At 62.3% G+C, this 13018-nt stretch carries 12 protein-coding genes; 5 read left to right on the top strand and 7 right to left on the bottom strand.

Annotation, left to right across the window (positions count from 1 at the left end; translation table 11 throughout):
• Positions 1 to 41: 41 nt before the first annotated feature.
• From AC1DE3_RS06005 to AC1DE3_RS06015, 3 genes are all read left to right on the top strand, one after another.
• Complete coding sequence (locus AC1DE3_RS06005; protein WP_476852212.1) at positions 42 to 1115, top strand: hypothetical protein; 1074 nt, start codon at positions 42 to 44, stop codon at positions 1113 to 1115.
• A 150-nt stretch (positions 1116 to 1265) separates the two neighbouring features.
• Positions 1266 to 1682, top strand: coding sequence for a hypothetical protein (locus AC1DE3_RS06010; RefSeq protein WP_476852213.1), 417 nt, complete (start codon positions 1266 to 1268; stop codon positions 1680 to 1682).
• 13 nt (positions 1683 to 1695) lie between these two features.
• The gene (locus AC1DE3_RS06015) at positions 1696 to 3213 is read left to right on the top strand and encodes an AAA family ATPase (protein ID WP_476852214.1); all 1518 of its coding nucleotides are present in this window, start codon (positions 1696 to 1698) and stop codon (positions 3211 to 3213) included.
• Positions 3214 to 3271: 58 nt separating this feature from the next.
• Here the strand turns inward: AC1DE3_RS06015 and AC1DE3_RS06020 are convergent, their stop codons facing one another.
• From AC1DE3_RS06020 to AC1DE3_RS06050, 7 genes are all read right to left on the bottom strand, one after another.
• Positions 3272 to 4465, bottom strand: a complete 1194-nt coding sequence (locus AC1DE3_RS06020) for a beta-ketoacyl-[acyl-carrier-protein] synthase family protein (protein WP_476852215.1) — start codon at positions 4463 to 4465, stop codon at positions 3272 to 3274.
• The gene (locus tag AC1DE3_RS06025) at positions 4462 to 4827 is read right to left on the bottom strand and encodes an acyl carrier protein (RefSeq protein WP_476852216.1); all 366 of its coding nucleotides are present in this window, start codon (positions 4825 to 4827) and stop codon (positions 4462 to 4464) included. The genes AC1DE3_RS06020 and AC1DE3_RS06025 overlap by 4 nt, the downstream gene beginning before the upstream one ends.
• A gap of 47 nt (positions 4828 to 4874) precedes the next feature.
• A complete protein-coding gene (locus AC1DE3_RS06030) occupies positions 4875 to 5870 on the bottom strand; it encodes an alpha/beta fold hydrolase (protein WP_476852217.1) in 996 nt (331 codons plus the stop codon).
• A 150-nt stretch (positions 5871 to 6020) separates the two neighbouring features.
• The gene (locus AC1DE3_RS06035; protein ID WP_476852218.1) at positions 6021 to 7100 is read right to left on the bottom strand and encodes a hypothetical protein; all 1080 of its coding nucleotides are present in this window, start codon (positions 7098 to 7100) and stop codon (positions 6021 to 6023) included.
• A 92-nt stretch (positions 7101 to 7192) separates the two neighbouring features.
• Positions 7193 to 7966 (bottom strand): hypothetical protein, encoded by a 774-nt coding sequence (locus AC1DE3_RS06040; protein WP_476852219.1) that lies wholly within the window; start codon positions 7964 to 7966, stop codon positions 7193 to 7195.
• Positions 7967 to 8206: 240 nt separating this feature from the next.
• On the bottom strand, positions 8207 to 8851 hold the full coding sequence (locus AC1DE3_RS06045; protein ID WP_476803983.1) for an ABC transporter ATP-binding protein: 645 nt from the start codon (positions 8849 to 8851) through the stop codon (positions 8207 to 8209).
• A gap of 64 nt (positions 8852 to 8915) precedes the next feature.
• Positions 8916 to 10121, bottom strand: coding sequence for a KpsE/RkpR family capsule polysaccharide export protein (locus tag AC1DE3_RS06050; RefSeq protein WP_476852220.1), 1206 nt, complete (start codon positions 10119 to 10121; stop codon positions 8916 to 8918).
• Positions 10122 to 10240: 119 nt separating this feature from the next.
• Here AC1DE3_RS06050 and AC1DE3_RS06055 point away from each other — a divergent pair, with 119 nt between their 5' ends.
• Together AC1DE3_RS06055 and AC1DE3_RS06060 are read left to right on the top strand one after the other, a co-directional pair.
• Positions 10241 to 11497 (top strand): KpsE/RkpR family capsule polysaccharide export protein, encoded by a 1257-nt coding sequence (locus tag AC1DE3_RS06055; protein WP_476852221.1) that lies wholly within the window; start codon positions 10241 to 10243, stop codon positions 11495 to 11497.
• A 341-nt stretch (positions 11498 to 11838) separates the two neighbouring features.
• The gene (locus AC1DE3_RS06060; RefSeq protein WP_476852222.1) at positions 11839 to 12963 is read left to right on the top strand and encodes a polysaccharide biosynthesis/export family protein; all 1125 of its coding nucleotides are present in this window, start codon (positions 11839 to 11841) and stop codon (positions 12961 to 12963) included.
• The last annotated feature ends 55 nt before the right edge of the window (positions 12964 to 13018 follow it).

The raw sequence follows: 13018 nt of genomic DNA on the forward strand, positions 1-13018 counted from the left end.
CGCCCCGGCGGCCTAACCACTCTGTATCTGAGGGATACATCATGGCTGAAGACCCCTATACCGGCGCTCCGCGCGCCGGGAAATCCCCTTTGCCTGCCTATCCGCACCGCTGGCTGATCGGATTCCCGCAGCCGGGCGGGTTTGAGTCGCATCGTCCGACCGAAACCATCCATCCGCTGATTTTCGTGCCGAGAATCCTGATTGGCATGCCCGGCCAGGTCGCGGGGATGCTGCCCGCCAATTTTCTCCAGCACCCTGGCGCCTATCTCATGCTGCGCCCCGGCTCGGTTCTCGACCGTCCCGAGGTTCGGGTTGGGGAGGGCCGAAATGTCGCTGAGCGACTGCGCCAGACGCAGGAAGCTTGGGTCGCGGCGGGGTACTCGCTCGTCATTGCTGTGACCTGTGATCATCCGGCATTCAACAAGGAAGCGGCCGAGACCGTGGAACTGCGCCTCACGGCGATGATCGAAAGCAACAGCTCGATCCGTGTGATACGTGACCGTGCTCCGAAAGTGCGTGCGCTCGACCTCACCACACAGCGGGCAATCGACGACATGCTTGCGATCGTCCGACAGGAAGTGGAGCGGCGCGGCATCGCCGTCCTGTCCTCCAGGTTGGCAGCGACAGCACCTCCCCAGCCGACCAGCAGTGGTTCGTCAACTTTCGCCGCGCCAAAAGCCCTCGAAACTCCTGCTGTGACCGACGAGATGCTGTTCCGTCCGAGCATGGAGATTTCGCGTCAGGCCAACCGGTCACCAGGTGTGTTGAGGCAGGCTGCGGAGCCGGGCTTCCGCAAACCGAAGCCCGAGCCTTGGCATGCCAAGAAATACTGCCTGCATTACGCTGCGCTTGACGGCTCCATGGTGAAGCACCGGTCCGATCTCTTCGAGATTGAATCCGGCACGCAGGTGAGTGCCACAGAAGTGCCCGCCTTGCATCAGACACACCGCAAGCTTCGCAAGACATTGATCGCGAAGGGATTCATTGGGCCCGATCCGGATCGCATGAGCGGCCTCGTTGTTTTGCGCCCGATCGCGCTTCCAACCGGCGCCAAGGCGGCGGCCATCGTAACGGGTTCGACCAAGAGCCCGACGCGCGTCTGGCGCGCCGCCTGAGCGCTTCAGCCTCTCGCTCAAATCTCCCCCATTTCATTTGGCCGGGCCGCAGCTTCGCTCTGCTGGCGCGAAGGAGCCCTCATGTCTCACGCCTCCGAAGACGATCTTCCAGCTGCCTGCCTGACAAATCCGCCCCAGCATTGGTGGCGCTTGCTGAGCCCCTATGATTGGACCAATTTCGCTGTGTGGGGACTCTGTGACCGCGTTCTCGATACGCTGGAATTCCTGAACGAGCCTCGCTGGGCGATCGCCAGGCAGGGTGATCCCGCTGCCGCGATCGCTTTGGCGCTGAAGTATGATCGCGCGGATGTTCACGTGGCTCTTGTCGATGCGGTCATGTCGACGCTGGTCGTCGCAAGCTTGGCGGGCAACCGAGCCGCACGGCTCGTCCTCATTAAAGCCCTGGCCCGCCGCAGGCGGGATGACCCGGCGTTCGATCATGYGCTCGAAGCTTGGTCCGAGCTCGACCACGAGCTGGTCATGGAACAGCGCATGGCGAGCTCGGCGCGCCGGAAGCGCCACACCGATCACTCCAAGGTTGCAACCAGCAGCGACACGCCGCTTTGATCGGAGGAGCGTCATGGATGATTTCGACGAATTCGAACTCGATCTGAACATCGGCGTTGCGCGCGATGCTGCCGAAGCCGACACAGACGATCCGATCGCGCGGCTGCCGCGGCTGATCAGACTTGGCCTCAACGCCATTGGTCACAAGAAGTCGATCCGGGAGCGGGTCGGTGGCGAGATCCTGGAGGTCGCTCCCGAGCTCATTGGAAAGGTCACCGCCTGGCTCACCGGCTATCGCGACACTCCGATGAAGGCGCTCGTGAAACAGCTGGATGCGCTCAGTGTCGACAGCGACAGGCCGGTGCTCCGTTCATTGGCGAACGCTGTACTTTTGGTTTCGCTGTCTCCCTTCCTGCGGGATCGGCAAGCGCAGGGGCGCGTCGCGCTAGCGCTCAGAGTCGCGTTCGACGAGATCGCCTTCGACGCTCCACTGGAGACACGCGCTCAGGCCGCTCGGCTTCTGATCGGCTGGTCGATGATGGCATCTGGCGCCTTCACCTCGACCCGCTTCACGAGTGCCATCGACATGGTGCCGGGTCTTGCCAACGCTGCAGTCGAGGACGTCTCTGTCCTCGCGAGCAAAGAGGCGAAGGCCCAATCGGAGGAGGCCAAGGCGAAGGAGGACGGCTCACGCGGCGGAGACGCGACGCTGTCCGGAGCTCGCTCCTTGGTAGTCGTTCCGCCTGGCCACATCATCGTTTGCGCACCCGTGCGCAGCAATGGAAAGCTTTGCGACGGTCATCATCATGTGGTCGGCAAGCCGGTGCCGCTCATTGCGACGCCAGATCTGGTTGCGGTCCGCCGGCAGTTGGCAGCGGAGTTTCCTCACGCGACCAACGCGATTGATCGGATCCTGGCCGATCTGATTGGCCGAGAGCACATCCTTCTCCGGCCGCTTGTACTCATCGGATCGCCGGGCTGCGGCAAATCCAGATTTGTGCGCAGGCTAGCCGAAGTCCTGGGGCTTTCGACTTGGCGAACCGCGGCCGCAACGGCAGACGGAGGCGCTCTCGGTGGTACGGACCGCCGTTGGAGTTCGGCGCAGCCTTCCCATCCGTTCCTCGCGATATCGGCAGCAGGCCATGCCAATCCCATCGTCATGATCGATGAGATCGAAAAGGCGCCGACGCGAAGCGATTATGGCCGCTTGTGGGACGTGCTTTTGTCGCTGCTCGAACCGGAAACCGCAAGGCGCTATCTCGACCCGGCCCTGCAGGTCGAATGCGATCTCTCCAGAGTGAGTTTCATCGCGACAGCAAATAGCACCGAATCCCTGCCAGCTGCCCTTCGCGACCGCATGCGGGCGATCACTTTCCCTGAACCGACCGAAACGGACCTTGCGAAGCTGCTGCCGCTTACTCTGGCGGAAGTCGCCGCAGAACGTGGTCTCGATCCCATCTGGGTCGAAGCCGTCAGCAGTGACGAGTATGATCTATTGACCAGACACTGGCCCGGGGGCTCACTGCGGCACCTCCGCAGGCTGGTCGATACCTTGCTGACCGCTCGTGAAGCTGGCGCCTCCCGCCACTAGGAGCAGAAACGGCTCGTGCTGCTGAGGGAAGTCGGCTGACAGCGATCTGCTATGGCAATCAGTTCAACGACCTGAAAACCAGTGCTGCGTTCAGCCCGCCGAACGCGAACGAGTTCGACATTGCAGCCGGGATTGCCATCGCCCTCCCTTCATTGGGCACGCAATCGAAATCGCATTCCGGGTCCGGGGCGTCGAAATTTGCGGTCGGAGGGGCCCAGCCATTCTCGATGGCCATGATTGTGGCAATGGCCTCGAGCGCACCCGCGGCACCCAGCGCATGCCCGGTCACGGCCTTCGTCGAGGAAATCGGCGGGAGAGGCCGATCGCCGAACAGATGCTTCAAGGCCTGCGTCTCGGTGCGATCGTTGGCGCGGGTCCCGGTCCCGTGGGCGTTGATATAAGCTAGGTCCCCGGCGACGATCCCCGCGTCGTTGAGGGCGAGATTCATCGCTGTCGTCATGCCAGTCGCGTCGGGCGAGACGATGTCCCTCGCATCGGCGTTGAAACCGAAGCCCGCTGCCTCGATCGTGGGGGCCAAGCCGCGGCTGCGCGCGTGGGCCTCGGTCTCCAGCACGATGACGCCCGCGCCTTCCGCAAGCTGCAGTCCGTTGCGCCCCGCTGCAAATGGCCGGCAGACGGAGCGAGACATGATCTTCATGGATTCCCAGGCGAGCAGGGTGCCAGCCGAAAGCGCCGCCTCTGTGCCCCCCGCAATGATGATGTCAGCGAGCCCGGCACGCAGGAATTGCATGGCGATCCCGATCGCGTGGCTAGAGGACGCGCAGGCGCTGGATGTCACGAAACAGGGGCCGGTTGCCCCTGAGACGATCGAAACCCAGCTTGCGGAGGAACTTGCCATCACCTTGGGAACCGTCATCGGGGGAGGACGCTTGTTCTGCTGGTAGAGCCGGGAATACTGTTCATCGACGCTGCATTGCCCGCCGGCGGCGTTCCCAAGGATCACACCGACGCGTTCTGGACGCGGCAGGCCATGCTCAAGGCCGGCGGCGGCCAATGCGCGCTGGGCCGCTGCAACGGCAAAGAGCGCGTTGCGGTCGCAGACTGAGGGCGAAAGGGGTAATCCTTCCATGAAGTCTTGGTTCAAGACTTCAGACACGCGAATGCCCTTCCCGGGCAAGGCAGACGCTTCGCCGAAGCTTCCTCGCCCTGTCAGCAGAGCCTGCCAGAAGCTTTCCGCGTCACAGCCGGACGGGGAAACAACGCCGAGACCCGAAACGACGATTCGCGTCATGCAGCCTGCTTTTTGGCCACAAATTTTCCGACTTCATCGCAGAGTTCGGCGATCGTTTTTACGTCGTTAATGCTGTTATTCGCGTTATAGTCGATCTCGATGCTGAACTGATCTTCGATCTTGAAAATCAGTTCGACCAGATCGAACGAGTCAAAGCCAGTATCTTCGAGAAGCGTCTCAGGCCCCCAAACGATGGCAGCTAGCTTTGGGCGATCGCGCGACGTGTTCTCCTGGATGACCTGCTGAAACAGCTCGATGAGAAGATCGGTCGTTATCGTCGGTGCCTCGCGTGTCATGCCGAGCTTTCCCATTCGAATCTGCCTGCCACACATCTGCTGGAGTGCAAGAAGGCCGTAAACCATTTGTCGGTTCAATCCATACAGTGGCGTGTTGCACAAATTCGTAGAGATCATGGTTGCCCGATGAGGCCCGTGATGATCTTCGCAATGATTTCTGGCTGAGCATGATGTGGCATATGTCCAACTCCGGGCAAGACCATCAGCCGTGACATGGGGGTCTCGCGCACTAGCGCCCAAGAGTGACGCTCCGGTGAAACGAAGTTGTCGCGATCGCCGGTGATTGCGAGGATCGGAACCCGCATCTGCCGGTAACGCAAGGCTTGCGATTTGAGGAAATCATCTGCCGCGACAATGTCCTGAAGATTGCTGCGAAAAGTCTTCTCTCTGTAAAGCAATGGCAGCTCGCTCTCCTTGATATAATTAGGAGGGACGGCTTGCGGCGAGAAAGCAAGGGCCACGCCGTTCGGAAGCAGGAAACTCGCCAAGGGGATGCCGATCAGGCGATTGAAGATCGGTCCGAGCGTTGGCGATGTCGACAGGGAATGATAGCGCAGGGCGTTCCCCAACCAGGGATGCGTGACCGCACTTAGCAGGACGAGCCCATGGAGCCTTTCGGGTCGATCGAGGGCGATATGGGCTGCTAGCGGCCCGCCAAGCGAATGGGCGACGAGCGCCAACCGCTCCGGAGCGATCCTGTCCAGCAATTCCATCAGCATCCCGGCCTGGTTTCCGGGATCGGCCATGTCCCAGTCTCCCGGCCGGTCACTCCCACCCTGCCCGGGCCGGTCGACGGCGATAACACGGTAGTCGTGAAGGTGGGGGCCGAGCGCCGCGAGAAGATCGGCGTGGCCAGCCCAGGCTCCGTGCACGAGAACAATCGTGCCCTTTGACGCCTGCTGCGGCTTGAGTTCGCGATAGTGTAACATGGCGCCGGCGACGTTGGCGAAAGTGCCACGTGGCAGATAATCTCGCGCGGCTTGAAACCCCAGCCACTCGCTGTAGGCGGCTAAGGCGAGCAGGATGACAACAAGCCCGCCCAGGCTGGTTCTTAACCATCGAGATGCCCTGCTTTTTCGAACAGGATTCGGGCTGCTGCTTCCTGCCAAATCCGCCTCATGAAGCTGAGATGAGCGACTGTCTGTATGAATTGCAGACGCTGGGATCGATCCCGATACAGGTCATTTCCGCAACGAGCACGATGCCCGACGATCCGCGCCTGCGTCGCGAGCCTCCTCGTTGGGGAACAGATCAGTGTTTCATCGCATTCGAGAGAAAATGCTCTGACGGGCCAGCGCTACGCGTCGCAGAACGCGGGTGAACCAGATCATGCTCGCGACCTTGCGCCGATGCCGGTCCGGCATCGGCTTGCCCGAGAGTGGGAGCAGGGTGCGCAGGGCGCCATCGTAATCGCGGACCCGGCGCTGCGCGGTAGCGAAGCTCAGCTGGATCGCGCTTGCGTCCGGCGCGAGCGCGGCCGAGTGGCGATGGGCGGCGACGGCCTCGGCATGCCGGCCGAGGCGCGACAGGAGATAGCCGAGATAGTGCCAGGCGAGTTCGGACTGCGGCGCCATCAGCGTTGCCTTGTGGGCCAAGGCCAGCGCCCATTGCTGCTTGCCTCTTCCGATCGCCGCATAGGAGAGGGTCATCAGATAGTGCAGCGAGCGCTTCCGCCGTGCGCGGGCGAGCTGGCGCACGGCTGCCAGATCAACCGTGCCGCTCGCGACCGACAGGACGAACTCAGTCAGGAGCCCGCACTCGGACAAGAAGGACGCGCTGGCATGGCCGGCATGGGGCAGGGCAAGGCTATCGACCTGCATCTCGCTTTCGATGCGTTCCAGATGCAGCCGTTCGGCGCGCATGACGGGATCGTAGGCGACGATGGCCGGCACATCCGAAGGCAACGGGCCGGACAGTTCGGGTAGCCATTTTTCGCGGCGATGCTTGCGCCAACGCTTCTCAAATGGCGCCTTGCGGGGATCGCGGCTGTATTGCGGTGAGAGCACCAGCGCGGCTGCCGCGCCGACGCGGTCGGCAAAGCGCAGCGCGGCATAGCCGCCCATGCTGGAGCCGTAGCTCACGATCCGCGCGTAGCCTTCGGCCGCAGCGCGCGCCGCGGCAATCGCCTCGTGCCAATCGGGCTCGTGATACCAGCGATTGCGGCCATTCACGACATGAACCGCCGAGACTTGGTGGTCCGCGAAGAAACCCTCGCCGAAGGCCGGGCGATCGAGGTTTGCCGTATCGGTATAGGAATCGAAGGTCACGACACAGCAGGTGCCGCCTCGATGCGCGACCTTCACGAGCAGGTGCGGCGAGCGGTAGACGACGTCAGCCAAGGCCGGCCTTCGCGGGGCGAAGCGGGGAGCGAAGGGCCCGAGGTCGATCCGATCGCGATGCATGGTCCCTTCTTTCGGAGCGTTGCCGGCGCTCACGAAGCCTGCTGCGCATGGCCGAGATGGCTGAGTTCCACCTGGCCGAGCGCAATTCGTCCTTCGATGGCGCCTTCCTCTGTCCGGACATGGAACTCCACCGGATTTTCCGGCTCGCTGACGAGGAAGCTGAACTGGGCCGCGAAAATGCCTTCCTGCCGTGGCCGCAGCCGTGCCTCGCCCAGCAAGCCCGGTCCAAAGGCTGCCATTTTGAGCGGCAACCCGACAGCTTCCTTGGTGAAGCCGAGCGTCAGCTTGGCCCGCCAGCGCCCTTCGGCGAGATGAAAGTAGGGCCCGTAGTATAGGACACGCGACCCGCCCGTGGCATCCGTGACGAGCGGAGCCTCTTCGTTCGGGCGATCCCCTGAAAAGAAGACGCGATGGGGCCAGATCGATCTGAGCGGGACGCCAGCGTCACGCAGATGCGCGATGCCGTTCTCGAGGACGAGCGTGACGATGCCTTCTTCCGCTTCCGTGAAGGTGGATGCCGTCTGCAGAGGCATCGGTCCGACGGACGCCAGTACCGAGTCGACGGCATCGGCCGCGATGCCGCAGCCGATATGGTGCGCGATGGCTTGGATCATGATCCCTGCCGATGGCGCAGTGGTCGCATCGAGAAGCAGGGCACGCTTTTGCGGCCGGCAATCTCCGATCAATGCGACGCTCGCGCCGATCGTCCGCACAGCCTCGATCAGCCCCGGTTGGAGCTGGCGCTGGTGGGCGACTGCGTCGATGCCGGTCGTCGTGAAGACGATCATGGGAGCCTGATGCATCGGCAATGCCTGCCGCAAGGACCGCGACGGAAAATGCGAGCAGATGAGCAACGGCGCGGCGTTATCGGGATCAAAAGAGTCAGCCCGATCGATCCAGCGCATCTGCAGATCGGGATGGGCAGATTGCGCGAGATGGCGGACCACCTCAACCCCCCAAGCGGCAAAGGCGCTTGGTATGCCTAGGACGACGATCAACATGCCGGAAGGATCACTACACGACAGAACGCTGCCCTGCCTCGCTCACAATGTCGCATAAATCGAGCACGCCAGATCAAGATCATAGAAAACGCGCCCGCGGCCTTGCTTGAGGACCAAAGCCGAGCTGCAGAATTCCTTGGCGAACTCCATCGAATGGATCGCCATCAGCATCGCCCGGTCCTTGCGCTTGACCAGAAGCTCGTCATGGCAACGCTGCTGGAAGCGCCTGTCGCCAACCAGGATGACCTCGTCGATGAGATAGCATTCGAAGTCGATTGCCAGGGACAACGCGAAGGCCAGGCGCGCGCGCATGCCGTCCGAATAGAAGCGAACCTGGGTGAAGAGCTGGCTCCCCAACTCGGTGAAATCCGCAACATACTCAATGGTCTCTTTGAGCGGCGCGCCGTAAAGCGTCGAGATGAACCGGCATGTGTCGTAGCCGGTCATCTGCCCTTCGAAGCCACCGCCGAGAGCGAGCGGCCAGGACATGTTCAGGCCTCGATGGACCTTCCCATAGGTGGGCCGCTCCACGCCGGCCAGGATCTTGATCAGGGTCGATTTGCCGGCGCCGTTGCGGCCGAGGATTGCCATGCGCTCACCGATGCCGATGCTGAACGAAATCCCGTCCAGGACGCGGCGTGGGCCATGTTCGGTATGGAATTCCTTGATCACATCGTCGGCGCGCACGGCGCGCTCCGGGCGGGCGCCTGAGACGTCGGGCCGGGCCTGACCTGCGTGCAAAGCGTTCATGTCAGGGCTCGTGCGCGCGGATGTTTTCGATCAGCGAACGGCAGATTGAGTAGACGGAAAAGCTCAATGCCACGACGATGCCGATCCAGAGCAGACGCTTCGGCTGGCTCGGGTAGTCGGCTGCATGCGGCTCGACGACACGTTCGAGATAAAGCTGCTGCCGCTGCGACTCGATGCGCGCGTTCTCAAGGGAAGCAAGGGCCGAGGCGAGCGCCCGGTCGGCAAACTCGCGCTCCAAAACGAGGCGCTCATAATCAGCGATGACAGGCGCCAACGCCTGTGCCGAACCGCCGATTTGGCGTTTCTCTTCGACAATTTGCTGCTCGACTGACTGTATTCGGTTCCGCAGATTCGTAACCTGCGGTCCCTGCGGCGAATTCCGCAGCGCCTCGGCGAGTTGAGCGTTGGCCTGCGCGGCTTCGAAAGACAGTTTGCCGATCGTCTCCAGCAAATTCTGCGAGGACTTGGCGGGATCGACCGTGCCGGCGCGGGTGCGGAAGACCGTGAGCTCCTCCCGCCGTTGGAACGCGCGCGACTTCGCGGACTCGACTTCGGCTTCCGCCGCCCGGATGGTGTCGCGGCGGGCGCGTTCGTTCAGTCGATTGATCAGAGCCTCGGAGCCCTCAAGCAGGGTTTGGGCGATCTTGACCGAATCCTTTGGCCGGAAGCTCTGCACCGTGAGCGTACTGATCCCAGTCCCGCTGTCCTGCTTGATCGAAACGAAGTCGAGATAGCGATCGAACAGCTTTTCGCGCAGATCTTTTGAGAACCAGCCGGGGAAGCGCCAGACCGGATCGCCCTCGGGCCGCGACAGAATGGCCCGCAGGTCAGCCTCTCGCACGAGCAACTCTACGGCATCGCGCGAGCGGACGAACTGGTGGACGGCACTGGCCTCGTCCGAAGCGCGCTCGGTCCCGGTGGTCGTCGGGATCGCGCTCGTGAGCTGGTCGATCCCGGTTCGGCTGGGGCTTCGAACGACGAACTGCGCCTCCGATGTGTATCGGTCGGCGGCAACCAGCCCATAGTACAGCACGGCCACGACACTGGGCAGAACGAAGGTGATGAGGAGGAGGGCGTGGCGGCGCAGCCAGATCAGCCAATTGAGATGATTGCTTGCGACAGGCACGTGCAGATCGAGCTCCTCCGCCCGAAGCGGGACGAGTTCGACATACTCCGTGACCTGATCCGGCGTGACGCCTTGTGACATCGTCTTCTGATCTCTGTGCGAAGAATGCTAGATAGCAGGCGGGCTTCTGGATAGGAATGCCGAACTGATGCTTTCGGCCGCAGTATTGTGCGGCTTTGCCAAGGCGATACGATGTCGAGATGAGGCAACGCTTCGAGAAGATCTCCCGGCGGCTGCGGCCGATCGCGCATGCGGCGCGACCGCTCGCAGCCAAGCGATTCGGCCTGCCCATGTCCGGCGCAGCGGACGGGATTGGCGCAGTGACCGACGCACGGATGCGCCGTTATCCCGCCGCGCCGCGCCTGAGCTGGAGCAAAGCCGCGTTCCTGCTCGTCGTGGTGCTGCCGACGGCGATTTCCGCGCTTTATTTCGGCCTCGTTGCCTCTGATCGATTTATGTCTGAGTCCACTTTTGTCGTTCGCTCTGCGAAGTCACCCCTGTCTGGGGGGCTCGGGGGCTTGCTGCAGATCGTCGGTATTTCGCGCTCGCAGGACGACAGCTATTCGGTGCAGGAATATCTGCTGTCGCGCGATGCGGTCACTGCGCTGTCGCAGCGCTTGCCACTGCGCGAGATGTTCAATCGCTCAGGCGCGGATTTCATCGCTCGCTATCCGAACCCGATTTATGGCTCGACCGAGGAAGAGCTTTTTCAATATTACAAGTCGCGCGTCAGCGTCGTCCACGGTGCTACCACCGGCCTGACGACGTTGAAGGTTGATACCTTCCGGCCGGAGGACGCCCTGGCGATCAACCGAAACTTGCTCGAGCTGGGTGAGACGCTGGTGAATCGCATGAACGAACGGCTTCGCGCCGATGCCATCCGCTTCGCCGAGGCAGAAGTGAAACGCGGCGAAGAGCGGCTGGTCGAGACCCAGATCGCGATCACCGAATTTCGAAACCGCGAATTGATGCTCGATCCGTCGAAGAGTTCGTTGATCGTGGCGGAACTTATCGGGCGCCTCTCCGCCGAGCTTGCGGTCGTGACGGCGCAGCTTCGGGAGGTCCAGGCCTCCTCGCCGAATTCCCCGCAGATTCCCGGTTTGCAGCGGCGCATCGGGGCTCTCGAAGGCCAGATCACCCTCGAGCGTCAGCGGGTCTCGAATGCTTCCGACGGCTTGGCCGAGAAGATCGCGGGCTATGAACGGCTGACCCTGCAGCGTGAATTCGCCGTCAAGGCCTTGGCCTCCGCCGTCACCAGTCTGGAGGTGGCCCGCAATGAAGCGCGTCGTCAGCAGCTCTATCTCGAACGCGTGGTGGAACCGCATGTCGCGGACTATGCCGAGCAGCCTCGGCGTTTGCGCAGCGTGCTCCTGACCTTTGCCGGTAGCCTGATGCTCTTCTTCGTCGGATGGCTCCTCCTCGCCGGCGTGCGCGAGCATAGCATCAAGGTTAAGTGACGCTGTTAGAAGGCCGTCAGCGGCTGGAACGTTTGGGCAGGAGCGGAATCGCCAAGTGGCTCCGCTCAGGCTGAAAGTGTCTCCGTTCAATGGGGGGCGAGGCAATTCTGCTCGGGCAATTCAAGATCCCAGCCCAGGTTCACTATTTGGTATTTTAGTAATCATATTCGCTAATGCCGCGGTTTTCGTAACTGATCAGCGATGCGCAGAGGCCACACTGGGCGAGGGAATATACCTGTGACGCCTCGGCTTCGTTTCCAAACGGGCTGATCAATGGTAGTCGCCGAGTGGCTTAGGAGATGGGATCAGTGCGGGTTGGCCTAGTAGCGATTCTGTCCGTCATGGCTTTGGCGGGCTGTTCCAGTCTTCCCGCGAGTGGTCCATCCACTGCCGATATTGTTGCTCAGCCTGCGGATAACGCGAATTTCGGCTTCGAGCTGATTGATTTGGCCCCGGCGTCGCTCTCGGCCCTCAACGCGCGCGCTGTCGATAGCTTCAGCGGCAGTTTTGGGGATCGCAGCGGTGCGGTCGAATCGCGGATCGGAATCGGCGATTTTGTTGCTGTGACGATTTGGGAGGCTGGCGCCGGCGGCCTCTTTTCCGCGCCGCTTACGACGGATCGCTTCACGCCTGGTTCTCGGACCGCGACGATCCCCGAGCAAGCGGTCGCTCGTGATGGCACGATATCGGTTCCCTATGCCGGGCGCATTGGCGTAGCCGGCAAAACAGCTGCCGAGGTCCAGGCCACCATCGAGGAGCGGCTCGCAGGTAAAGCGATCCAGCCCCAGATTTTGGTGACGATCAGCCGCCCGGTCAGCAGCACGGTTGCAGTCACGGGAGAAGTTGCGTCGGGTGGACGCATTCCCTTGTCCAACAAAGGTGATCGTGTCCTCGAAGTCATCGCTGCTGCGGGAGGAATCCGCGCGCCTGTCAACGAAACGGAAGTCCGGTTGACGCGTGGCTCGCGAACGCTTGCCGTGCCAATGATCGCGATCGTCAACAACCCTCGCGAGAACATCTATCTGCGCGGTGGCGATACGCTGACGCTCGTGCGCAACCCGCGAACCTTTATTGCGGCCGGTGCAACCGGCCGCAATGCGGAGATCCCCTTCGACGCCGACGCCATGAACCTGGCGCAGGCAATGGCCAAGGCAGGCGGCCTGCTGGACTTCCGAGCGGATCCGGAAGGCGTGTTCCTGTACCGGTTCGAATCGTCCGACGTCCTGCGGCGGATCAAGCCGGACAGCCCCCTTCTTGGCTACGGTCGCTCGGTCCCGGTGATTTACCGCGTAAACCTGCGCGATCCCAGCGGTCTGTTTGTGGCGCAAGGCCTGCGCATGCAGCGAGGCGACATCCTCTATGTTTCCAACGCGTCTCTGACGGACGTGCAAAAGGCTCTCTCCATCTTCCAGAGCCTGACGTCGCCCGTGGTACAGGGCGCCAGCATCGCCGCCGGGTTCAAGTAAACAGGGGGCCTGGCGGCCCGTGATGCAGCGAAATCGTGGATTGGCGTTGCCGGAC

Source organism: Allobosea sp. 10L417 (assembly GCF_056395485.1).